Source organism: Flavobacterium faecale, from assembly GCF_003076455.1.
In the GTDB taxonomy this organism is placed as follows: domain Bacteria; phylum Bacteroidota; class Bacteroidia; order Flavobacteriales; family Flavobacteriaceae; genus Flavobacterium; species Flavobacterium faecale.
Window position 1 is genome coordinate 4,076,560 of the sequence record NZ_CP020918.1, and the last position, 21,784, is coordinate 4,098,343.

Genomic DNA, 21,784 nt, shown 5'->3' on the forward strand with positions numbered 1-21,784 from the left:
TTCCAATGTCCTTTCAAAAACAGTAAAAATAAAATATAAAACATTAATAACCAGTGTTTTAAATACTAACATAGGAATTCTGTAAGTATCATATAAAATTGTGTAAGAAGAAATATCTACATCCACAATATCTTTGTAGAGAACATTAACAACAAATCAAAAATATATACAAGATGGATACTAAATTAGGAATGCCTCAGAAAGAAATGACAGCAAATGTGAAAAATTTATCTATTGTTTTGGCAAGCGAAATGGTGCTATATGTGAAAACAAGAAAATTTCACTGGAATGTTGCCGGATCTAGTTTTATGGAAATGCACAAATTATTTGAAGCACAATATAACGAGTTAGAATTAGTGATTGACGAAGTTGCAGAACGTATTGGGAAACTAGGCGAAAAAGCAACTGGAACAATGGCTGAGTTTATTGAAAATTCAGTTTTAGAAGAATGTCACAAAGACGAAACTAAGGAAGCTATGGTAGCTGAATTATTGGAAGATTATAGAACGATGATTACAAAAATTCGTGAAATGATCAAAGAAACTGAAGAAACTGACGATTTTGGAACAGCTGATTTCTTAACTGCCATTATTCAGAAACATGAAATGCAAGCTTGGATTTTGAGAAGATACAACAGTTAACCTAACACTTAAGTTATGATTTTGCAACTTGATCCATCCATATTAGTAAACACACCGCTAGGTGTTGGGCAAGCATTATTTTTAATTGATTACGGTATGCACCAAAACACCTGCTGGGTGGTCGCAATGCAAGAAAACGGAATCATAAAACATTTTGATTGCAATGACGTCATTCTAAGTACCAATTATACTTATGGGATGAATTTGAGAAAGAATAACTTCAAAACAAGCGAAAAATAATTACACTATAACATTTATTAATATTAAATTTAAATATCATGAACAGTACAGAAATCAAAGGAAATTGGAACGAAATGAAAGGTAAATTAAAACAACAATATGCTGATTTAACAGATGATGATTTGTTATTTGCCGAAGGTAAAGAAGATGAGATGCTTGGAAAACTAGAACAAAAACTAGGTAAATCTAAGGATGAAATCAAAAAAATGATTGCTGATTTGTAATATAAACATATCAGAGCAATAATCTAGAGGCCTATTGGTTTTTAATTCCTATTTTTAGGGATTTAAATCCGATAGGCTATCTTATCATTTACTAAACATTGGCATTATGGCTAAAAAAAATTACTTAGGATTACAGTTATTGGCGATTGTTTTAATCGTTTTTATCGCTTCGGTTTTACGAGACTTTATTATTCCGCTCCTTTTTGCTATTATTTTGAGCGTACTTATTTATCCTATAGTTCAATTTTTTGAGGCACGTTTGCGTATCAATAGAATTGTTTCGATAACGATGGCTATTCTAATATTTTCGATTATTATTTTTGCTGTATTTGTATTGATCGGGATACAGTTTGAAGATATAATGAGTCAGAGTGACAAATATGCTGTGCAAATTCAACAAAAGGTAACCCCACTATTAAAGCAGCTAGAAAGTACGATAGGAATAAAAAGTACAGATATTGTTGGTGGAGATAACATGAAAGCAAAAGAGATCGTAAAAAAGAACTCTAGTAAAATCTTGCAATTCTTGTCCTCATCAGGAGCTATTTTAAGTGATTTTATGCTCTCCCCTTTGTACATGTTTTTATTTTTACTGTATCGCAATTTTTTGGTCAGCTTTATATACAAAGCTACAGCAAAGGTGATGTCAAGATCAAAAATGAGAACCATGCTAGCCGAATTGTACAAAGTACAACAAAACTACCTTTTGGGACTGGTAAGCGTTATGTTTATTGTTGGTGTTATGAACAGTATCGGACTCTTATTGCTTGGTATTGATAATCCGTTTTTCTTTGGTTTTTTGTGTGCATTACTTTTATTGGTTCCTTATATAGGTATCATTATAGGCTCGATGTTGCCTGCCCTAGTTGCACTGGCTACCAAAGATTCGTATTGGTACGCAGTTGGAGTAATTGGTATTTTTGCTTTTATCCAATTTCTTGAAGGAAATTTTATTACACCAAAAATTACTGGGACCAAGGTATCACTTAATGCTTTTGTATCCATTTTGTCAATCGTACTGTTCTCGATGTTATGGGGTATTCCAGGAATGATTTTGGCATTACCAATAACAGCCTCTTTAAAAGTTATTTTTGATCATACAAAATCAATGAAATCAATTGGTTTCTTGCTAGGTGAAGCAAACGATAAATATTTTAAAACCAAGCCAAAAACAGAATAGCGTCCAAAAAAAGTGACTATGTTGAAAATGAAGCAGATGCTCTTATTCTACAAAAAACAAAATCGTGAGCAATGAATGTAAAAATAAATTTGACTAATTTAGTAACAAAATAATGCATATGAAGGTTTTTATAAAATTTGATTTCAATCGTATTTGCAATAAAATACTCCAAGAGAAATTGGACGAGTCCAACCTAAAATATCGAGTTTTAGGTTTTGGTGAAGTCGAATTTTTAAACGTGGTTTCAGAAGATCAATTAAAAGATTTTTCGAACTCACTTTTTCCATATGGTGTCGAAATTGTAGAAAATCAAAAAACAATTTTAGTACAGAAAATAAAAGACTTAATTGTCGAAATGATCTTTACGGAAGATGTAACAGTGAACGTAAAAAGCTCGGTATATTTGGCCGACAAATTAAATCATAGTTACGGCTATTTGTCCAACTTATTCTCGGAGGTAACCTATACTTCTATCGAGAATTTTATCATTTTACAAAAGATCGAATATACCAAGCAATTAATCATCAGTGGCCAATTGTCATTGACAGAAATTGCTTTTAAACTTAACTATTCAAGTGTGGCCCATTTGAGTTCACAGTTTAAGAATACCACCGGAATAACCCCTTCGGCATTTCAGAGAATTATAAAAAAACGTAGAGAAATAGCTTCTCAAAACCTTAACTAAACCCCCAATTATGCAAAACGATTCGATACTTATAACCCTGGCTGACGATGATGAAGACGACAGGTTATTTTTTACCGATGCCTTTGATGAACTCAAAATAAATACCATCGTAAATACCGTGAATGACGGAAAAGAATTGCTCAACTATTTGAACGATCCTGATACCATTTTGCCAAATATTATTTTTCTGGATTTAAATATGCCGATTCTAAATGGTGTAGATTGCTTAGAAATTATTAAAAAAAATAGTGCTTTCAAAGATATTGCCATTGCTATTTATTCGACTTCTTCCTCTGAAAAAGATATTGAAAACACCTTTGTACTAGGTGCCAATATTTATATCAAGAAGCCAAGTAATTTTAATGACCTTAAAAAAATATTATCTGACGTTGTGGTAACCAATTGGCAATTCCACACCAATGGACTTAATAAAGACAACTTTTTACTTCGAATGTAAATTATGAAAAATATCAAATATAAATCTTCCGTTTATCACAAAATTATATTTGCTATCAGTTTGATGGTATTGCTATTTATTGGCGTGATTACCATTAAGCACATCAAAAACATATCCGACTCTTCCAAGTTGCTCATGCATACCTATGAGGTCAACTTGGAGTTGGAACATTTATTTTCGTCAATTAAGGATTCCGAAAACAGTATGCGCGGTTTTATCATAACAAAAGACAGCATCTACCTAAAACCTTATCAAAAAGCAACTACAGATGTCAATACGTCATTTGTAATATTGAAGAAGTTAGTCGAGGACAATCCTATTGAACAAAAAAAGCTTCAATCTTTGTTCGAAATCATCAACAAACGCTATGAATTTATTTCGAATTACATCGAAGGAAAGGACCGCATAAATATGGATGAAGATTATTTTTTCAAGAAAAACTTTAGAGAAAGTAGTGAACTACTTGAACGAATAAGAAACAAGCTCAACGAAATGATTGCGTTGGAAGAAATGTATCTTAAAAACAGAAATGAACTTTATAGAAGTCAAATATTCTTGACCCCAATTTTGACGTTAAGTATTTTGTTTATCACACTGGTTGTTTTAATTTTTGCTTATTATAAAATTAATAAGGATGTAGAGAAATTACAAAATGCCAATTTATCCCTCAGCAAATCACAGTTTTTAAGTTACCAAGCAGAAATTTTATCTGAATTTGGAACTTGGGAATGGGAGATGCACGATAATAGTTTAATTTATTCTGATAATTTATATCGAATTTTGGGAGTTGAGCCACAGTCATTTGTTGCTACCAATGAGAAATTTTTAGAATTTGTACATCCCGAAGACATAAAACATGTAGATGACATTATTCAAAAAATAATGGACAATCATGAACTACCATATTCCTATTTTAGAATCATAAGAGCAGATGGTGCTATTCGAAATTTAAGGGCAACCGGAAAGTTGTTTGTTGACGAAAGAGGCAATAAATTAATTTTAGGTGTTACGGAAGACATCACCAATGAAAGTAATAAAACCGACCTATTAAAAACCAATTATGACGACTTGATTAAAGTCAATAATGATTTAAAAATCTTTGATCAGTCAAGTAAGCAAGCTGAAATATTGGGTAATTATGGAAGTTGGATTTTACATTTCGATAACTTAGAAGTTAGCTATTCAGATAACCGTTTTCGATTGTTGGGTCACAAACCGCAATCTTTCAAGCCATCAATAGAGCTATTCATTGATTTTGTTCATCCAGAAGATAAGCAAACTGTTGAAGAAGCTTTTATCAAAGCAAAGGCCGACAAAATATTTCCTGAAATCGATTATAAAGTCATTCGAAAAGACGGGAAAATTCGTCGATTTAAAACTAGCGGAACCTCGTTTGTAGATTTATCAGGTCGTCAAAGCATGATTGGAACCACGCAGGACGTAACAGAAGACTACAATAAAAGTTTACATATTAAAGAAAGAAACAAAGAACTGGAACAAAAAATAAAGGAACTTAATGAATTTAACCACGTAGCGAGTCATGATTTACAAGAACCACTACGAAAAATTCAGACATTCATTTCGAGAATAAACGATAAAGAAAAAGAAAACCTATCCGATTTTGGAAAAGAATATCTTTCTCGCATAGAAAGTGCATCCAATAGAATGCGTGTGCTTATCAATGATTTGCTTCAATATTCTAAAACCAGTCGATCAGAGGCGCAATTGGTTCCTATTGATCTTAATATTGTATTTGCAGATAGTTTACTTGAACTATCGCAAAATATTGAAGATACAAATGCTGAAATTACAAACACAAATCTACCGATCATTAATGGTGTAGATTTTCAAATGCAGCAGTTGTTTTCGAATTTAATAAGCAACTCTTTAAAATATTCGAAACAAGAAATCGCTCCTATTATTTCACTTTCGTATAAAATTGTAGTGGCAAAAGATGAAGAATTAATTAAAGATTATAGTCAGCGAAAATTCTTTAAGTTCGAATTTAAAGACAACGGAATTGGATTTGAACAAGAGCATGCCGAGAAGATATTTTTATTATTTAATCGTTTGCACGGAAAAACAGAATACCAAGGAACAGGCGTAGGATTGGCCATTTGCAAAAAAATTATTGAAAACCACAATGGTTTTATTTATGCTACGAGTGCGCTCAATGTAGGAACTACGTTTACGTTTTATATCCCCGTATAATTGCTTTTTTCCATTAGTAACTTGGATTAATTTTAGATTTACCCCTCTAACATGGGAATTATATAAAATTGACTACGGATTTTGTAAGTGTTTAAGTGGCTACATTTTCTAATTTTGTTTGAAAATTTAGCCATGAAACGCACTCTCCATACCATAGCAATCCCATCCAGTTTATTACTGATTGTAATAAGCATTATAGCCTCTTGCAGTCAAAAACGGCAAGACTACAGCAGCTTTGTAATTCAAAAAATGAGCCCTGATGTTACGGCCAGTTTAGATTTTAATAGCTTATCATCTTTAAACGAATCGAATAAAAAGGTCATTGATATCAGTTCGATTATTTATAAGCAAAACAAACGCATTCCTAATTTAGATTTGATTTTGAAGGTAAAAGAAGATCACCAGGAAAACGATCGCGACCTTAAAGAACTAAGCAAAGAAAATCTAATTGTAATTCCGAAACCTTTTTATCAGTTAAAATTAAACAAGGATTCTCTTCGAAATAAAAACTCTACAAAATATTTAGTAAAGTTAATGATACGAGAAATTGATGTACAAATTGATTTGCTCGAAACAATAAAAGATACCACAACCAATGCCGATTTTAGGTCTTTTGCAGCAAAATCGTCAAGCACTCTTAAGCAAAATCATGAAGATTTGGCTATGAGTTTCAATCTATAAAAAACATGAAAATATCAAAACAATATACCAAAGCATTGTGGGAAGTAATTAAACAAACCATTACAACTTTTTTGGAACATAAAGTTTTGAAGATGAGCGGTTCCTTGGCTTACGTAACTATGTTTTCTCTAGGACCATTATTATTAGTTATTTTATACTTATCTGATTTATTTTGGGGACGCGAAGCCGTTGAAGGAAAAATGTTTAGCCAAATTAAAAGTTTTGTTGGTCCATCTAGCGCACAGCAAATTCAAACCATTATTGAAAATTTATCATTATCACAAAGCAGTACTGTTGCTGGTATAATTGGAGTTGTGACATTACTTATTGGAGCGACCTCTGTATTTGCCGAAATTCAGGATTCAATTAATACCATTTGGGGCATTAAACCCAAAAAGCAATCAGGATTCTGGTTGTATCTTAAATCACGCTTATTATCCTTTGGAGTTATTGGTAGTTTCGGTTTTATATTATTGGTATCTCTCGGAGTATCTGCCATTATGGATGGACTAAGCACCCATTTTTTCTCCATGTTTTCTGATACCTTTTATTATGCTGTTTACGCAATCAACACCTTTATTACTTTTAGCATCATATCTTTACTATTTGGAGCCATATTCACCATACTTCCAGATGCCGAAATAAAGTGGAAACAAGTACGACTTGCCTCGTTTGCAACAGCCATTTTGTTTATGATCGGAAAATTTTTGATTTCATTTTATATAGCCAATTCAAATCTACAAGATGTCTATGGTACAGCAGGTTCTTTTGTGATCATAATGGTTTGGGTATACTATTCTTCTGTAATATTATACTTTGGAGCAGAGTTTGCAAAAAATTATGCAGTGCAGTTTTCATCTCCAATACAGCCGTCTAGATTTGCAGACATTGTACATAATGTAGAAGTTATTTCGAAAGAAAGAAATTTGCAAGACGCCAAAAAAGAACGCGACGCAATGATTTAAAGCACTACAATATAGTTACTTAACAATAAAAATAAATTAAACTCTTCAGCTATGGAGAGTTTTTTTTTGCTTTATTTTCATCAAAATGGTAATTCTATAAATCATCACAAATATCTTATAACAGCAAATCTTGACAACTGTCGCATCTTTGTAATGTAGAAACAAACAAACAATTTATCATATGAAAAAATCAATCAAAACAGTAGCAGCTCTTGCACTACTTATCGGACTAGGATCTAACAGTGCACAGGCACAAATCAATGACGGAACAGCACAATTTGGTGTAAAAGGAGGAGTTAATTTCTCTAACATGTACACAAACGATGTAAGTGACAACAATGTTCTTACTAGTTTTAATGCCGGTGTTTACGCAATGCTTCCTATTACTGATTTTGTAGCCATCCAACCAGAGGTTTTATACAGCCGAAAAGGATCTGAGCTTACGTATGACAACGCTTTTGCAACAGGAAAAGCAAAATTTAAATTAAACTACATTGAGGTGCCAATTTTGGTAAAAGCCAATTTGACCAAAAATGTAAGTGTACATGCAGGACCCTACTTTGCTTACCTAGTAGATGCGCAAGTAACCAACGAATCAAGCGGAGGTTCATTAAACTTTGAAGATACGTACAACAATGACGACTTTAACAAATTTGATGCAGGTTTGTCTGCAGGAATCGGATTTGACTTTGAGTCAGTTGGAATCGGAGCTCGTTACAACTATGGTTTGACCACAGTAGGTAAAGAAAGAACAGTTGCAGGCGCAACCTACACAGTACCAGACGGAAAAAACAGTAATATAAGCGTTTACATGACTTTAAAATTAAACTAATTATTCACCAATAAAAAATAGAAATTATGTCAAATTTATTATATCTAATCGCAGTAATATTGATTATCTCATGGGCACTTGGAGTGTTTGTATATAGTGCAGGATCATTAATCCATGTATTATTGGTAATCGCATTGATCGCCATCATTTTGAGAATCATCAAAGGAAGAGGAATTTAAACCCATAAAAAGAAACATCATGAGCACTAATAAAACAGTTATCGTAGTATTGGCAGCAACTGCCATTGGAACAGCGTTAGGAATCTTATTTGCACCTGATAAAGGATGCAATACACGCAAAAAAATTGCCAAAAAATCGGCACAAAAATCAGATGAGATCAAACATAAAATTGATCAATTGAAAGATACGTTGAATGATAAATACCAAACTGCTATTAAAAAAGGAGAAGATTTGGTTGATCAAGCAAGCAACGACATCCACAACATCAAAGACATGAATAAGCAGGTATTGTAATATTTTCTAAAGAGAATAGTACTTGTTTTTTATTAAATTCTAAAATACAAAATTATGAAAAAGATATCAGTAGCGGTAATGATCGCATCAACAGCATTGTTCTTTACATCATGTAAAAACGAACAGCAGGAAAATGCAGAGAAAAAAGTAGAAGCATACAATCACTATATCGACTCAGTAAGTACTATTGCAGAAGCAGAAGCAAGCAAAGACTGGGAAGCAATTGATGCGCGATACACCACCATGAAAGCAGATGCCGACATGGCGATTACTACCGCATCAGACAAAGACAAAATTCAAGCTAAATTGGATGAGGCTTCAATGAAATATGATGCTTTTAAAATGAAAGTAGTAGAGCAGCAAGAAAGTGTAAAAAATGAGTACAACAAAACGCTTTTTGGATCTGCATACGTGAGTGATGATATGCAATTCAACTGGGTAAACAAAGACAATATCCTATCGGTATATCAAAACTTTGTAGATACAGTACAAAAGAACAAGGATTCTTACTCTAGAGAAGATTGGGACAAGATAAAACTTGCCTACGAAGCTTTGGATAGCCGCAAGAATACTGTTGAAAACGAAGGTTTAACAGGAGCAGACAACAGAAAAATTGCATTATTAAAATTGAAATTTGCACCAATGTACACGGTAAACCGTATGGGAGCAAAGTCAGAAGAGAATGCTGAAGCTAAAAAATAATTTTAGGTTTAGAGCATAAAAAATGGGACCATTCGGTCCCATTTTTTTGTTTCTATATTTTTCTTATTTCACAAGAATAATTTCAACTCTACGATTTTCAGCTCTTCCTGCAACTGTTTTGTTTGATGCAATTGGCTTAATAATTCCGTATCCTTCAGATGAAAGTCTGTCAGCACTTATTCCTTTAGCAATCAAATACTCTTTTACAGCAGCAGCTCTTTCTTTCGATAATTGTAAATTTTTGGCAGCAACACCAGAGCTATCTGTGTATCCTTCTAATTTAAAATTAGTAGCGCTATATTCGTTCATCACTTTTACAATCTCTTCCAATTTAGCATTAGATTCTGTTCTGATAGTTGCTTTTCCTGAGTCAAACAATACCGCTTTCGAAAAAGTATTCAAACTTTTGATAACCTCAGCAGTAACTTCTGGACATCCTTTGTTTGCAGCAGTACCTTTTACTTTCGGACATTTATCATCTTTGTCCAAAACACCATCTCCATCAGTATCTGGCCAAGGACAACCTTTGTTTGCAACTGGACCTGCTACCTCTGGGCATTTGTCATCTTTATCCAAAACACCATCTTTGTCAGTATCCAATATCGGGCATCCGTTGTTTGTTGCTGGACCAGCTACGTCTGGACATTTATCATCTCTATCCAAAACACCATCACCATCAGTATCAACAGCGATAACTTCTTTTACAACAGTTTCTGTAACTTCAACTATTTGTTTTACTCTCTTACTCTTCTTTTGGTATACCGGAACTTTGATTCCTAAATGAAAGTCAGCTCCTCTTGAATTGTCTGAAACTATATTTGAAATCACAGACCCTGATCCAATAAAGAAAACTCCTGTACGTAGACCTACACCCACTTGTGTTTGCTTGCTATAATCCATGTATGATACAGGAACATAGAAACTAAACCATTTTGACTCAAAACGAGGCGTCATACTTACTCTATTGGCAATACTATTTTGGCTTAATTTGTCTTTGTCAACAATACCAAAATCTCCGTTTACGTTTAAGTAAAATTTGTTGTGAATATTCCAATCTACATCTGCATGTAGCGCAGTTGGCAAATAAGCCTTAACTGTTCCGTTGATTGGTGATCTTGTATAATTATTTTTCATGAACTCATCAAAATTATCAGCATTGTCATAGTTCGCAGCTGTAATTGTTTTGTTCAAGTTGTAACTGTTTACAATTCCTTTTTCATATTTCATAGAACCTAAGTCGGTTACCGAAACACCAAAACGAATTTTGTATTTGTTTACATATTTAAGGTTATTAATGTCTACTCTAGACGCATCATAGTCTGGTCTCCACTCGTACACCAAACCTAAATCAAGACCGTAACCCCTTGATTTACTATCAAAATCTATTTTATCATTGGTAGCAAAATCCTGGCTAGAACCATAAGTTGCAGTACCTGTTGTAGTATAGGTATCTAATAGAGGGTTTCCTCTATCGTCATAACGAACTGTGATGTTGTTTCCTTGTAAGTGGTAGTTGGCTACACCTTGCAAATACTTGGCAGTAATACCTCCTTTTAAGAAATGTTGGCCCCTTTGCATCAATACAGCTGCATAAGAAACTCCTAATTCTCCCCAAGAGTTACCCGCTGCATTTGGACTACCCAAAGTACCCGTTGGAAAACTGCTTGAGTTATCTTTGGTAATATCATTAATAACTTGACCGTTTACGTTCAAAACATTTACAAAAGCTCTCGCTCTAGTAAAAATGGCCAAAGAATGTTTTGGCGCAATGTTAAACATAACCGATGGTCCCATAATATCGGTATTCAAAACAGCGTTATTATTGGTAGAAAAGGACTTTTTTGCTTGAGTATCAAAATCGTAGTTTGATTTTAATGCATCAGATATACTTACTCCATAAGCGTCATTGTTTAAAGATGTACTGATCGAAAACAAATTAATATCTGTTTTAAAACGTGAATCTACAATTGAGGCTGGATTAAACAAAACGCCTTGTACACCCGCATAATTATCATGAGTGTACCCAAGATACGACTGCGCATTTGCAGAAACAAAACTTGTAAAAACAAGAATTCCTAATAAACTTTTTTTCATTTTCTTCGAATTAAATTCTATTTAATTAATCTTTAATTTGTGGCAAAAATAACAAAAATTTAAGAAAATTTAACTACAAATTTCTTGTAATTTATAACTTAACGATTTGGTTACATTAAAAAAAAATGCCATACTGAAAAACAGTATGGCATTTAGCACTATATCAACAGCTTGGTTTAAAAAACTTCGCTTGCCTCTTTTAATTTCTCCATGTTGTTAACCAACTGTAGTTCTTCAACAATTTTCTGAATATCACCATTCATGATGTTACCCAAATCATACAACGTCAATCCCACACGGTGATCAGTAACACGACCCTGTGCGTAGTTATAGGTACGAATCTTAGCCGAACGGTCACCCGAACTTACTTGAGACGTACGTTTTGTAGCGTCTTCTGCTTGTTTTTTGGCCAATTCTTGTTCGTATAAACGAGAACGCAATACAATAAAAGCTTTATCCTTATTCTTGTGTTGTGATTTTTGATCTTGACATTGTGCTACCAATCCAGTAGGAATGTGTGTCAAACGTACTGCTGATTTGGTCGTATTCACCGATTGTCCACCAGGTCCTGACGAACAAAAGAAATCCACACGTACATCATTCATATCAATTTGCACATCAAACTCCTCCGCTTCTGGCAATACCATCACCGTCGCAGCCGATGTATGCACACGACCTTGCGTTTCTGTTTGTGGTACACGTTGCACACGGTGCACACCAGCCTCAAACTTCAACGTTCCGTACACATCTTCACCAGTAACTTCAAAAATCACCTCTTTGAAACCTCCTGATGTCCCTTCGTTCATATCCACTACTGAAGTTCTCCAACCTCTATTTTCGCAATATTTAGTGTACATACGGAACAAGTCACCAGCAAAAATACTTGCTTCATCTCCACCCGTACCTGCACGAATCTCCACCATGACATTTTTAGCATCCTCGGCATCTTTAGGGATCAACATAAATTTAATCTCCTCTTCCAATTCCACCAATCTCTCTTTAGATTCATCCAATTGCATCTTGGCCATTTCGGTCATATCTGCATCACTATTATCGGCAATTATTTCATTTGCCTCTTCAATATTAGCCATTAAGAGCACATATTCGTCTCTCTTTTCAGCCAATGCTTTAAGGTCTTTGTATTCTTTATTAAGTTGTACATAACGTTTTTGATCCATGATCACGTCGGGTTGAATAATCAAATCCGAAATCTCATCAAAACGTTGCTTTACTATTTGAAGTCTATCTAACATATCCTTAGTCCTTTATTTGGAGTGCAAAAATACGAAAAACTATTCAAGTTTCCACTTTCCAAATTTTAGTTTTTTTGAGGAGCTATTTGTAACTAAAATTTTCCCATAGGAACAATTAAAATCTTTAGGGCGTGCCTGCCAAAAAAAGACAGCTTCGGTATGTTACAATCTTTTTATCAGGTCGCTACCGCTTCATGATAAAAAGGGGGTCGCCCAACAGTTGGGACTATTATTCAAGCAGTATTGAATTTTCAGTTTATACTTTCCTATACATTTATATTCTCACTAAAAATAGCCCAATTTTGTCAAGCAGAAAGCGTCTCAAATAAGTTACTCACATTTTTAGAAATACCCGATAAATGAGAAATTGCAATTTTACTTTGTGTTGAACTAATGCGGCATCATAAAAACAAAATTTCACTTCACTTTAAATATACTCAGCTTTCCTTAATCCATTTTTGCTCTTGAAGTATGCAGTGTTCCGCTTTAATGAAACTCTTGGAGATTGACAAGATTGGGTAAAAATCGTGAATGGTAAGTAGTAAGTCATCATCAGTACGTAAATAGTTCTAACAACTAAATAGTTTTACTACATTAGGCTTTCTCCTTCGATCAGCTAAAGGTGTACGCTATTTTAGTATGCTTCTCAGCATCTCTGTCTCTTGATTATTTGAAATGCTCAACTGGCGTTTTCAACATTGTGCCGATTTGTAGTAAGATTCAAATGCTTGTGCACTTTTATCAGCTATTATATTTAAATTTGTAGCTATCAATTACTATTCTTAAATTGAGACTTTAAAAAATAAACGTAGAGCATGTATATCTGATGCTCTTTTAAGCGATACTACATTATGGAAAAATATTTGCGCCAATTGATTTCGATTGAATTTGAAGATAAGAAAGACATTTTTACAGGTTTTTTAATTGATTGGACAGAGGATTGGATTCTGCTCAAAAACAATCCTGTAGATTTTATTATTGATGGTTTTACTATTTTGAAAAATAAAAATGTCAAAGCCATTATTCAGGATAAAGACCACGAGTTTACAGAGAAAGTAATTAAGCTAAAGGGACTTAAAACAAGTGCTGAAGAAATTATTCCGTTAACTAACTTGGAGTCTATCATTACCTTTTTGGCAAATAAATACCAGATTTTTCAGGTGGCTAAAAAATCGGATAAGGCGGTTTATCTAGGGAAATTAATGGAATTCACCGATAAGGAATTAGTAATGGATTTCTTGAGTCCTGAGGGTGAATTTGAGGGTGTGATGAGTTTTAAACACAGCAAAGTAAGAGTAATCGAATTTGATACTGATTACATTAATTCCTTAAAGTTGTTGATCAACGAGGATAACTAGCGTACAGTTCTCTTTGTGCGTAAATAGAAAATAAAAACGGACTTCCCTAGCCCTGATGGCAGCGGTATCGCCCGATTTAGTAAACAAGGCTTTTTTGCCGTAGTTTACTTAGCGGGAATATAGCGTACAGCAGGACGGATGGTTTTTTGAATGCACAATTGTTCTGCTGCTACTAATTGAGATTCCGTGCTTGTTATTAGCGACAAATTAAAATAACACCGTCGTATGAAAGCCGAGGAAAAGGACCAAGAAAAATATCAAGAGGAATTAGAGAAGACTTCAAACGAGGTTGGTGGTGTCAATGAATATCGTGACATTATTAGCAGGGTGATTCATGAAGGAGAAGAGATTTTTAAGATTAAAAATAGGGCGATTGCGCTAAGTGCCGTTATCGCTGGACTCGAAATTGGTTTCAGTTATATGTTGCTATGTGCGCTGCATCATGTGCTTAAAGGCAAGGTTGAGGAGAATACTATTTTTAAACTTTTTAGTTTTGTGTATCCTGTGGGTTTCATTTTGGTGATTCTAGGTAAATCGGCTTTGTTTACAGAGCAAACCTCGGTCCTAGCACTGCCTGTTTTGAATGGGCAACGGTCTGTTAAAGAACTACTGCGTATATGGGGTTTAGTGATTGTTGGAAATGTTGTTGGTGGGATTTTGTTCACACTATTCATAGGTTTCTTAGCCCCTCACCTCGACTTGTTTACTCCCGAAACGATGATTACTATAGGTAGTCATGTACTGCATCATGAGAATTGGGTGATTTTTTTGAGCGCCATTGTTGCGGGTTGGCTCATGGGATTACTAAACTGGTTATTGAACAGTACTAAGAACTCATTAACGCGAATCTTTTTGATTTTTATGATTACGGCTGTAATTGGTTTTGGAGGTTTCCACCACAGTATAGTTGGTAATATTGAAGTATTTGGTGCTTATGTGTTATCGGACTCAATAGGTTTAGGTGACTATTTATGGTTTTTGGTATTGGCTCTATTAGGAAATAGCATTGGGGGTGCTGTGGTAGTTGGTTTGTTTAAATACCGAATATTTGAATCTAATTATAGCAAAGAAAACTAAGATTACTTTAGAAATTTCTTGTGTGGAATGATAGCATAATGTCTTGACTTTAGATTCTTATTTGACAAATAGAAAAGACAATAGCTCACTAACCAAGTTTAATCTTAGCTTCCATTGGATATAAGGACGGTCAACATTAGTACTTTATCACATTAGAGTTCAATTTTTCCCATTTTTCCTGCTTTAAAATCTTTTTTTGCTTTCGAAATAAATTTCAGAATCGGAAAAAATTTTCTTGAATACAGAAGATTCGATTCTATTTGACTGGCATACCTCTTGGACATTTTTTGAACAAGTTCTGGAAAAACGTCACCAAACTTATCCTGTAAATACAGCAGATTTCTCTTGATGTAATAAATTCGAATGGGAGAATGAAGTTGCTTTTCTTTTTTAATTAAAAAAAGTGTTTTAATGGATGCAACCTTGGTCTTTTCGCCAAAGGAGTGATTGAAGTAATTATTCTTAAAAATTATATTCTTATATCCTGCTTTCATGGTCGAAAAAGAAAAATCATAATCGACACCATCAATAAAAAGTTTCTCATCAAAGCCTCCAATTTCTTGATAATTTCTTAAATTTAAAACAGAGCCAGAAGTTATTAAAAGGTTTGTTTCTTGGGGCACAACTTTTGCTGGCTGTACAACTTTTGCTTCTGTACTATAATCCAACCCAAAGCTTCCTACTTCGTGTAGCAAGGCATATTCTTGAATATTTATTAGGTACTGCTTGAAATTTTCTGGAATAAAATAAGAATCCTGGTCCATGGTCAACAAAAAGTCGAAGCCTTCTTCTAGCGCCAAATTGCAAGCATAGTTCAGCCTAACTGACAATCCTTTATTCTGATTATCGGACACATACAACACTTTATCATTATCTTCAAAAGGTAAAATAGTCTCAGCATTTTCAGTATTGTCATAAACATACAACCTATCCACATGAGGCAAGTAACTCAAAATATTATGTAAGTCCTTCTCTTTAGGATGGTATAAAATGACACAAGCGGCTATTTTCATTTTTGACAATTTTGCTCAAAAATAGACTTTTTTAGTTAATATTAACAAAATTTAAGGCGAAATAGTACTAAATAATGTTAAAATAAACATAGAGGATTGTTTGAAATTTTCTCTCAATTTGAACTCTTATTAGTTTTGCTATTTTCTTTGTAATCTCCTTCATTTTTTGAACCCTTATTTTTAGAGAAAATTAGTCACAAGAGGAGTTCGAATCTCCATGTTTGTTAACAAAAGGCAAAACCCTCGAGATCTTCTTTGTCTTTGCATAGGAATGTTACCTTTGTACAAACAAATTACAATAACAATGCAAATTTCTCCTAAGTACTCTTCGATACAAATAGAACCAAAATGGCTAGCAGATTATCTAGGTATCGATCTTTATTTGGCCAAATTAATTAGTCTTCCAATTGTTATTCTAGGCCTTTTGGTATTTTGTTTTTTTGCTTGGTACTTGACCAAAATGGTGATTGTGAGCAGCATTCATAACTTTTTTTTAAAAACCAAAATCACTTGGGACGATATCTTAGTGGAGAAAAGAATATTTGACAAACTCGCTCTTGTGGTCCCTGCCTTAATCATTACGTTTGCAGTACCTTCTATCTTAGCCGAATATCCCATTGTAGCAAAATATTCGGTAACACTATCCTCTTTGGTTCTACTACTAGTTATCATCTGGACAATAAATGCTGTACTAGCCATTTTTAATGAGATACTATCCCATTCCGCTATTTTCAAAGACAAACCTATTTCTAGCTACATACAAGTACTTAATATTGTTGTGTATTTTGTGGGTGGCATTCTTATTCTCTCCCTGCTTTTAGGTAAGAGTCCGTTTTACTTTTTGGGAGCGATGGGTGCCATGACAGCTATTTTGCTACTTATTTTTAAAGACACGATTTTGGGGTTTGTAGCCAGCATACAAATGTCTGTGTACGATATGGTGCGTGTAGGCGATTGGATTGCTATGCCCAAGTACGATGCAGATGGCGACGTATTATCCATCAATTTGAGCACTGTAAAAGTCCAAAACTGGGACAGAACCATTACTACGATTCCGACCTACGCTTTTATCAATGACTCTTTCAAAAACTGGCGTGGTATGAGTAATTCTGGTGGTCGTAGAATCAACAGATCGATTTATTTGAAGGTTAGTAGTTTTTGTTTTTGTGACGAAAAAATGCTGGAACGTTTCAAGAAATACACTTTAATCAAAGACTACATCTTAGAAAAGGAAGAGGAAATAAAAAAACTTAACGCTGGTCTAGCCGATGGAGAGGCAAACCCTGTCAATGCCATTAGTTTGACCAATGTAGGTGTTTTTAGAGTTTATGCAGAAAATTACATTCGAGCAAATCCACATATTAATAAGGAGATGACCTATATGGTTCGTCAATTAGATCCTACTTCCAAAGGGCTTCCTTTAGAAATTTATTGCTTTACTTTCGAAAAAGAATGGGTGCAATTTGAAAAAGTGAAATCAGATATTTTTGATCATTTGTTCACGATCACTTCTCAATTTCAACTTGAGGTCTTTGAAGAACCTACCGGACAAGATTTTAGAAGTCTAACTGCCATTCGATAATTATTTTTCGAAAATAAACACACAAAACATTAATTATCAGTATTTAAAAACCTTAAAACAGTTATAAAAGTCGCTGAATTCGTTAGGAAATAATCCCCAAATAGTTAAATAATTACTAAGTTTTCCTAAATAGATTGTACACAATTTAATTGTGCGCTATCTTTGTACAAGAAAATAATTACCATGAAAGACCAACTACATATTAGCGAGCAAGTTTGCTTTCCGGTTTACGTCTTCGCAAAGGAAATAATTAATCATTACCGCCCTTTGCTTGAAGCCGTGCACCTCACCTACCCGCAGTATTTGGTTATGATGGTTTTATGGGAACAAGATGAACAAGCTGTCAATCAAATTGGTGACAAATTGCAATTGGATAGCGGTACACTTACTCCTTTATTGAAGAGAATGGAACAAAAAAATTTTGTAGCCAGAATTAGAAGTAAAATTGATGAGCGATCAGTCAATATCATCCTTACCGAAGAAGGAAAGGCTTTGAAAGAACAAGCCGCTTCTATACCAGGACAATTGATGGAGTCGATGCATTTATCGCTAGAAGATTTATTAGTATTAAAAAACATAATTTTAAAAATTACACAAAAATGAAAACATTATATACAACACAAGCTACTGCTACGGGTGGTAGAAACGGTCAAGTAAAAAGCGAAAACGGAATTGTTGATTTAGAAGTAAGAATGCCAAAAGCTTTAGGTGGTAGTAACGATGATTTTGCAAATCCTGAGATGCTTTTTGCAGCAGGATACTCTGCTTGTTTTGATAGTGCATTAAACTTGGTTATCAAAAAAGAAAATATTGAAACTGGAGCAACTACTGTTTCTGCAAAAGTAAGCATTGGTCAAAACGACAATGGTGGTTTTGGATTGGAAGCGGAATTACATGCTAACATTCCTGGTGTAACAATAGAAGTAGCGCAATCGTTGATTGAAAAAGCACATGAAGTTTGTCCTTATTCTAATGCGACAAGAGGAAACATGCCAGTTAAATTGACTGTTTCAAACGACTAAAAAAATAAATTACAAGTACCTAAAATAGAAAAAAAAATGGCATTATTAGAAGATTTAAACTGGAGACACGCGGTTAAAGCATACGATGCAACCAAAAAAGTGAGTCAAGAACATGTAGATAAAATTGTTGAAGCAGCACGTTTAGCGCCAACTTCATCAGGTTTGCAAGCTTTTCAAGTGATTGTTGTTGAAAACCAAGAGTTAAAAGAAAAATTGGTAAAAGGAGCTCTAAATCCAGAATGTATGAGAGATTGCTCTCATGTAATTATTTTTGCAGGTTGGGATCGTTATACAGCTGAGCGTATTGACAAAGTTTACAACCATACAACAGATGTACGTGGTCTTGAAAGAGGACGTTTTAGCAGTTATACAGACATGTTAAAAAAAATGTATTTGGCACAATCTGCTGAAGAGAATTTTGCTCACATTGCGAGACAAACCTATATTGCTCTTGGACTTTCATTGGCACAAGCAGCAGAATTAAAAGTTGATACTACTCCTGTTGAAGGTTTTGATAATGCAGTAGTTGACGATATTTTAGGTCTAGAAAAATTAGGTTTAAAAAGTGTTTCTCTTATGTACGTAGGTCACGCAGATGCACCAAACGACTGGATTGGACAAATGAAAAAAGTTAGAACTCCAATGGAGGAATTTGTAATCGAATTGAAATAATTCTTTACAAGGCAAATAGAACCTTTTCTTCGTTTGCGTCTTCTTTATATAGTTAAAGAACCTGGATCAAAACCCAGTTTTGATTCAGGTTTTCTTATCTCTAAGCTACACTTCTTTTTACACCTACTTCGTTACCCTTTTTACAAATTCTTTTGCTCTTTTAAAAGTAGTACTTCTATTTCTTTTTAGATTATTTTAATATATCCTTATAGTTCTTATTGGGATACCAAAGTTACCTTTACACCTATAAATAACATTATCATGAACGACAAAAACATTGCTTATTCTATCTTGGATCTTGCGATTGTAACTAAAGGAAGTTCAATTAAAGAGACCATTGACAATACTGTTCACCTAGCACAACAAGCCGAAAAATTTGGTTACAATCGTTATTGGCTAGCGGAACATCACAATATGCCTGCTGTAGCAAGTAGCGCAACAGTAATTTTGATTGACCGCGTAGCACAAGCTACTTCTACTCTAAAAGTAGGATCTGGCGGTATCATGTTACCCAACCACTCCCCCTTAATTGTTGCCGAGCAATTCGGAACTTTAGGAACAATGTATCCCAATCGAATTAATTTGGGACTAGGTCGAGCACCTGGTACGGATCAAGAAACAGCTCGTGCCATTCGATCTGATTTTATGGATGCAGCCCATTCTTTTCCGGATCAAATCGAAAAAATACAGACTTATTTTTCGTCTAATAATGAAAACGGAAAAGTAAGAGCACCCATCGCAGAAGGAATAGATGTTCCTATTTACATTCTTGGTTCAAGCACTGATAGTTCTCACTTGGCGGCTAGAAAAGGATTGCCTTATGCTTTTGCAAGTCATTTTGCAACTGCACAGCTATTGCCCGCTTTGGCCATTTATAGAAAGGAGTTCATGCCTTCGCCAGAGTTAGCAAAACCCTATGTGATGACAGGAATTAATGCGTTTGTAGCCGACACAGATGAAGAAGCAGAGCGCATGGCGACCTCTTTTATCAAAATGATTATAAGCCTTTTGACAGGAGCTAAACGAGAATCACTTGATGAGCCCGCTGAAATGACAGATGATTTGCGTGAAACGATGGAACATCCAGCAGTGAAGCAAATGACATATTACACGTTTATTGGTTCGAAAGCGAAAGTGAAAAAAGAAATCGAAGCCTTTATCGAAAAAACTGCTGTGGACGAATTGATCATTACGACCAATTGCCACAACCAAGACGCACGTGTACATTCATACGAGTTGATGGCTGAAATAATGAACGAAATAAATAGTTCTAAATAAATATAAAAATGAAAAACATACTAGCTTTTTCAGTAATCCTACTAAGTTTAGCCGCTTGCAAGGGAAGAATTAATTCTAAAGCGGAACCAAAGACCGCACACCAAGTCACGCAAGTTGCGGAATTTAAAGGACAACAAGTAACCGGAATTGCCATAGCAAATTCAGGTCGCATGTTTGTCAATTTTCCACGATGGAGAGAAGGTGTCGAAAGTGCAGTAGTGGAAATTGACGGTAACAAAAACAAAAGCTACCCTAATCAAGAGTGGAATTCTTGGGAAATTGGCCAGCCGGTAGTTGCTGACAAATTTATTGCTGTACAGTCAGTTTTAGCGCATGATGACAAACTATATGTGTTAGATACTCGCAACCCACAATTTAAAACCGTGCTTGATGCACCAAGAGTATTTGTTTTTGATCTAAAAAGTAATACACTAACGGCAACGTATATACTAGAAAAAAATAGTTTTCATCCTGATTCGTATATCAACGATTTACGTGTAGACGGTGATAAAATTTATTTTACAGATTCTGGTCATGCTGGTTTGGTAGTGTATAATATTGCTACTGGAACATCAAAACGAATTTTGAATGATCACTTTTCAACTTCTGCAGAAGTGGCTTATTTGACATTTGCTGGGACGCAATGGAAACGATCTGTACATTCAGACGGAATTGAACTTGATGTAAAAAACCAAAGATTATTGTACCACGCTTTGACGGGTTATAGTTTGTATTCCATTCCAACCGCATCTTTTGACCTTGACAACAAGACAGAAATTGAAAAAACGGTTCGACTAGAGTCGAAAACAGCTGCGCCTGATGGGATGATTTTTGACAACAAAGGTTTTCTCTATTATGCAGATTTAGAAAAAAATAAAATTGATTATCGAAAACCAGATGGAACGATTCACACCTTGATTGAAGGAGTAGATGTACGATGGGCAGACAGTTTTAGTATTTACAAAGATGATTTATACTATACCAATTCTAGAATAAACGAAGTAACTGGACCAATTGATGAAATGGTTTTTACCATTAATAAAATCAAATTGCCTTTAAATTAGCAACCATCGACTGGGGACTTTCCATTCGATAAAAAACAAAGCCACTATTTTTTTAAAAACAGATAGTGGCTTTTTTTAT

At 34.3% G+C, this 21,784-nt stretch carries 24 protein-coding genes; 21 read left to right on the top strand and 3 right to left on the bottom strand.

What is annotated here, in order from left to right:
• The first annotated feature begins 173 nt into the window (after nucleotides 1-173).
• The 13 genes from FFWV33_RS17080 (at nucleotide 174) to FFWV33_RS17140 (ending at nucleotide 9,292) form a co-directional block, all read left to right on the top strand.
• A complete protein-coding gene (locus FFWV33_RS17080) occupies nucleotides 174-641 on the top strand; it encodes a Dps family protein (RefSeq protein ID WP_108742022.1) in 468 nt (155 codons plus the stop codon).
• 15 nt (nucleotides 642-656) lie between these two features.
• Nucleotides 657-881: a hypothetical protein gene (locus FFWV33_RS17085; RefSeq protein ID WP_108742023.1), complete on the top strand. Its 225-nt coding sequence runs from the start codon at nucleotides 657-659 to the stop codon at nucleotides 879-881.
• Nucleotides 882-919: 38 nt separating this feature from the next.
• Nucleotides 920-1,105, top strand: coding sequence for a CsbD family protein (locus FFWV33_RS17090; protein ID WP_108742024.1), 186 nt, complete (start codon nucleotides 920-922; stop codon nucleotides 1,103-1,105).
• A gap of 106 nt (nucleotides 1,106-1,211) precedes the next feature.
• The gene (locus tag FFWV33_RS17095) at nucleotides 1,212-2,285 is read left to right on the top strand and encodes an AI-2E family transporter (RefSeq protein WP_108742025.1); all 1,074 of its coding nucleotides are present in this window, start codon (nucleotides 1,212-1,214) and stop codon (nucleotides 2,283-2,285) included.
• Nucleotides 2,286-2,403: 118 nt separating this feature from the next.
• Nucleotides 2,404-2,970, top strand: a complete 567-nt coding sequence (locus FFWV33_RS17100) for a helix-turn-helix domain-containing protein (RefSeq protein WP_108742594.1) — start codon at nucleotides 2,404-2,406, stop codon at nucleotides 2,968-2,970.
• A gap of 10 nt (nucleotides 2,971-2,980) precedes the next feature.
• Nucleotides 2,981-3,427: a response regulator gene (locus FFWV33_RS17105; RefSeq protein WP_108742026.1), complete on the top strand. Its 447-nt coding sequence runs from the start codon at nucleotides 2,981-2,983 to the stop codon at nucleotides 3,425-3,427.
• A 3-nt stretch (nucleotides 3,428-3,430) separates the two neighbouring features.
• The gene (locus tag FFWV33_RS17110; protein ID WP_108742027.1) at nucleotides 3,431-5,638 is read left to right on the top strand and encodes a PAS domain-containing protein; all 2,208 of its coding nucleotides are present in this window, start codon (nucleotides 3,431-3,433) and stop codon (nucleotides 5,636-5,638) included.
• A gap of 132 nt (nucleotides 5,639-5,770) precedes the next feature.
• A complete protein-coding gene (locus FFWV33_RS17115) occupies nucleotides 5,771-6,319 on the top strand; it encodes a hypothetical protein (RefSeq protein WP_159086066.1) in 549 nt (182 codons plus the stop codon).
• A 5-nt stretch (nucleotides 6,320-6,324) separates the two neighbouring features.
• The gene (locus tag FFWV33_RS17120; protein ID WP_108742029.1) at nucleotides 6,325-7,284 is read left to right on the top strand and encodes a YihY/virulence factor BrkB family protein; all 960 of its coding nucleotides are present in this window, start codon (nucleotides 6,325-6,327) and stop codon (nucleotides 7,282-7,284) included.
• Between the two features lie 181 nt (nucleotides 7,285-7,465).
• Nucleotides 7,466-8,116, top strand: a complete 651-nt coding sequence (locus tag FFWV33_RS17125; RefSeq protein ID WP_108742030.1) for a porin family protein — start codon at nucleotides 7,466-7,468, stop codon at nucleotides 8,114-8,116.
• A gap of 26 nt (nucleotides 8,117-8,142) precedes the next feature.
• Complete coding sequence (locus tag FFWV33_RS17130) at nucleotides 8,143-8,295, top strand: lmo0937 family membrane protein (protein ID WP_108742031.1); 153 nt, start codon at nucleotides 8,143-8,145, stop codon at nucleotides 8,293-8,295.
• A gap of 19 nt (nucleotides 8,296-8,314) precedes the next feature.
• Nucleotides 8,315-8,590 (top strand): YtxH domain-containing protein, encoded by a 276-nt coding sequence (locus FFWV33_RS17135; RefSeq protein WP_108742032.1) that lies wholly within the window; start codon nucleotides 8,315-8,317, stop codon nucleotides 8,588-8,590.
• A 54-nt stretch (nucleotides 8,591-8,644) separates the two neighbouring features.
• Entirely contained in the window at nucleotides 8,645-9,292 is a 648-nt protein-coding gene (locus FFWV33_RS17140) for a DUF6565 domain-containing protein (RefSeq protein WP_108742033.1), read from the top strand.
• A gap of 63 nt (nucleotides 9,293-9,355) precedes the next feature.
• On the opposite strand, the gene FFWV33_RS17145 is transcribed toward FFWV33_RS17140, so the two are convergent.
• Nucleotides 9,356-11,386, bottom strand: a complete 2,031-nt coding sequence (locus tag FFWV33_RS17145; RefSeq protein ID WP_108742034.1) for a DUF5723 family protein — start codon at nucleotides 11,384-11,386, stop codon at nucleotides 9,356-9,358.
• A gap of 176 nt (nucleotides 11,387-11,562) precedes the next feature.
• Nucleotides 11,563-12,639: a peptide chain release factor 1 gene (prfA, locus tag FFWV33_RS17150; RefSeq protein WP_108742035.1), complete on the bottom strand. Its 1,077-nt coding sequence runs from the start codon at nucleotides 12,637-12,639 to the stop codon at nucleotides 11,563-11,565.
• Nucleotides 12,640-13,490: 851 nt separating this feature from the next.
• On the opposite strand from prfA, the gene FFWV33_RS17155 reads away from it, so the two are divergent.
• Nucleotides 13,491-13,997: a hypothetical protein gene (locus FFWV33_RS17155; RefSeq protein ID WP_108742036.1), complete on the top strand. Its 507-nt coding sequence runs from the start codon at nucleotides 13,491-13,493 to the stop codon at nucleotides 13,995-13,997.
• Nucleotides 13,998-14,222: 225 nt separating this feature from the next.
• A complete protein-coding gene (locus tag FFWV33_RS17160) occupies nucleotides 14,223-15,074 on the top strand; it encodes a formate/nitrite transporter family protein (protein ID WP_108742037.1) in 852 nt (283 codons plus the stop codon).
• 152 nt (nucleotides 15,075-15,226) lie between these two features.
• On the opposite strand, the gene FFWV33_RS17165 is transcribed toward FFWV33_RS17160, so the two are convergent.
• Complete coding sequence (locus tag FFWV33_RS17165; RefSeq protein WP_108742038.1) at nucleotides 15,227-16,087, bottom strand: glycosyltransferase family protein; 861 nt, start codon at nucleotides 16,085-16,087, stop codon at nucleotides 15,227-15,229.
• Between the two features lie 304 nt (nucleotides 16,088-16,391).
• Here FFWV33_RS17165 and FFWV33_RS17170 point away from each other — a divergent pair, with 304 nt between their 5' ends.
• The 6 genes from FFWV33_RS17170 (at nucleotide 16,392) to FFWV33_RS17195 (ending at nucleotide 21,705) form a co-directional block, all read left to right on the top strand.
• On the top strand, nucleotides 16,392-17,669 hold the full coding sequence (locus FFWV33_RS17170) for a mechanosensitive ion channel family protein (RefSeq protein ID WP_108742595.1): 1,278 nt from the start codon (nucleotides 16,392-16,394) through the stop codon (nucleotides 17,667-17,669).
• A 183-nt stretch (nucleotides 17,670-17,852) separates the two neighbouring features.
• The gene (locus FFWV33_RS17175) at nucleotides 17,853-18,272 is read left to right on the top strand and encodes a MarR family winged helix-turn-helix transcriptional regulator (RefSeq protein ID WP_108742039.1); all 420 of its coding nucleotides are present in this window, start codon (nucleotides 17,853-17,855) and stop codon (nucleotides 18,270-18,272) included.
• Entirely contained in the window at nucleotides 18,269-18,691 is a 423-nt protein-coding gene (locus tag FFWV33_RS17180; RefSeq protein WP_108742040.1) for an organic hydroperoxide resistance protein, read from the top strand. Before FFWV33_RS17175 ends, FFWV33_RS17180 begins: the two co-directional genes overlap by 4 nt.
• 36 nt (nucleotides 18,692-18,727) lie before the next feature.
• Nucleotides 18,728-19,363 carry a nitroreductase family protein gene (locus FFWV33_RS17185; RefSeq protein WP_108742041.1) on the top strand — a complete coding sequence of 212 codons (636 nt, stop codon included), beginning with the start codon at nucleotides 18,728-18,730 and terminating at the stop codon, nucleotides 19,361-19,363.
• Between the two features lie 261 nt (nucleotides 19,364-19,624).
• Nucleotides 19,625-20,641: an LLM class flavin-dependent oxidoreductase gene (locus FFWV33_RS17190; protein WP_108742042.1), complete on the top strand. Its 1,017-nt coding sequence runs from the start codon at nucleotides 19,625-19,627 to the stop codon at nucleotides 20,639-20,641.
• An 8-nt stretch (nucleotides 20,642-20,649) separates the two neighbouring features.
• Entirely contained in the window at nucleotides 20,650-21,705 is a 1,056-nt protein-coding gene (locus FFWV33_RS17195) for an L-dopachrome tautomerase-related protein (protein ID WP_108742043.1), read from the top strand.
• Nucleotides 21,706-21,784 lie beyond the last annotated feature (79 nt).

Excerpts from the sequence above, each read along its gene's own strand:
- FFWV33_RS17115 (WP_159086066.1), top strand. The coding sequence starts at position 5,771 with ATGAAACGCACTCTCCATACCATAGCAATCCCATCCAGTTTATTACTG.
- FFWV33_RS17145 (WP_108742034.1), bottom strand. The coding sequence starts at position 11,386 with ATGAAAAAAAGTTTATTAGGAATTCTTGTTTTTACAAGTTTTGTTTCT.
- FFWV33_RS17125 (WP_108742030.1), top strand. The coding sequence starts at position 7,466 with ATGAAAAAATCAATCAAAACAGTAGCAGCTCTTGCACTACTTATCGGA.
- FFWV33_RS17155 (WP_108742036.1), top strand. The coding sequence starts at position 13,491 with ATGGAAAAATATTTGCGCCAATTGATTTCGATTGAATTTGAAGATAAG.
- FFWV33_RS17110 (WP_108742027.1), top strand. The coding sequence starts at position 3,431 with ATGAAAAATATCAAATATAAATCTTCCGTTTATCACAAAATTATATTT.
- FFWV33_RS17190 (WP_108742042.1), top strand. The coding sequence starts at position 19,625 with ATGAACGACAAAAACATTGCTTATTCTATCTTGGATCTTGCGATTGTA.
- FFWV33_RS17130 (WP_108742031.1), top strand. The coding sequence starts at position 8,143 with ATGTCAAATTTATTATATCTAATCGCAGTAATATTGATTATCTCATGG.
- FFWV33_RS17170 (WP_108742595.1), top strand. The coding sequence starts at position 16,392 with ATGCAAATTTCTCCTAAGTACTCTTCGATACAAATAGAACCAAAATGG.
- FFWV33_RS17165 (WP_108742038.1), bottom strand. The coding sequence starts at position 16,087 with ATGAAAATAGCCGCTTGTGTCATTTTATACCATCCTAAAGAGAAGGAC.
- FFWV33_RS17085 (WP_108742023.1), top strand. The coding sequence starts at position 657 with ATGATTTTGCAACTTGATCCATCCATATTAGTAAACACACCGCTAGGT.
- FFWV33_RS17175 (WP_108742039.1), top strand. The coding sequence starts at position 17,853 with ATGAAAGACCAACTACATATTAGCGAGCAAGTTTGCTTTCCGGTTTAC.
- FFWV33_RS17160 (WP_108742037.1), top strand. The coding sequence starts at position 14,223 with ATGAAAGCCGAGGAAAAGGACCAAGAAAAATATCAAGAGGAATTAGAG.
- FFWV33_RS17090 (WP_108742024.1), top strand. The coding sequence starts at position 920 with ATGAACAGTACAGAAATCAAAGGAAATTGGAACGAAATGAAAGGTAAA.
- FFWV33_RS17135 (WP_108742032.1), top strand. The coding sequence starts at position 8,315 with ATGAGCACTAATAAAACAGTTATCGTAGTATTGGCAGCAACTGCCATT.
- FFWV33_RS17100 (WP_108742594.1), top strand. The coding sequence starts at position 2,404 with ATGAAGGTTTTTATAAAATTTGATTTCAATCGTATTTGCAATAAAATA.
- FFWV33_RS17185 (WP_108742041.1), top strand. The coding sequence starts at position 18,728 with ATGGCATTATTAGAAGATTTAAACTGGAGACACGCGGTTAAAGCATAC.
- FFWV33_RS17095 (WP_108742025.1), top strand. The coding sequence starts at position 1,212 with ATGGCTAAAAAAAATTACTTAGGATTACAGTTATTGGCGATTGTTTTA.
- FFWV33_RS17120 (WP_108742029.1), top strand. The coding sequence starts at position 6,325 with ATGAAAATATCAAAACAATATACCAAAGCATTGTGGGAAGTAATTAAA.
- FFWV33_RS17080 (WP_108742022.1), top strand. The coding sequence starts at position 174 with ATGGATACTAAATTAGGAATGCCTCAGAAAGAAATGACAGCAAATGTG.
- FFWV33_RS17180 (WP_108742040.1), top strand. The coding sequence starts at position 18,269 with ATGAAAACATTATATACAACACAAGCTACTGCTACGGGTGGTAGAAAC.
- FFWV33_RS17140 (WP_108742033.1), top strand. The coding sequence starts at position 8,645 with ATGAAAAAGATATCAGTAGCGGTAATGATCGCATCAACAGCATTGTTC.
- prfA (WP_108742035.1), bottom strand. The coding sequence starts at position 12,639 with ATGTTAGATAGACTTCAAATAGTAAAGCAACGTTTTGATGAGATTTCG.
- FFWV33_RS17105 (WP_108742026.1), top strand. The coding sequence starts at position 2,981 with ATGCAAAACGATTCGATACTTATAACCCTGGCTGACGATGATGAAGAC.
- FFWV33_RS17195 (WP_108742043.1), top strand. The coding sequence starts at position 20,650 with ATGAAAAACATACTAGCTTTTTCAGTAATCCTACTAAGTTTAGCCGCT.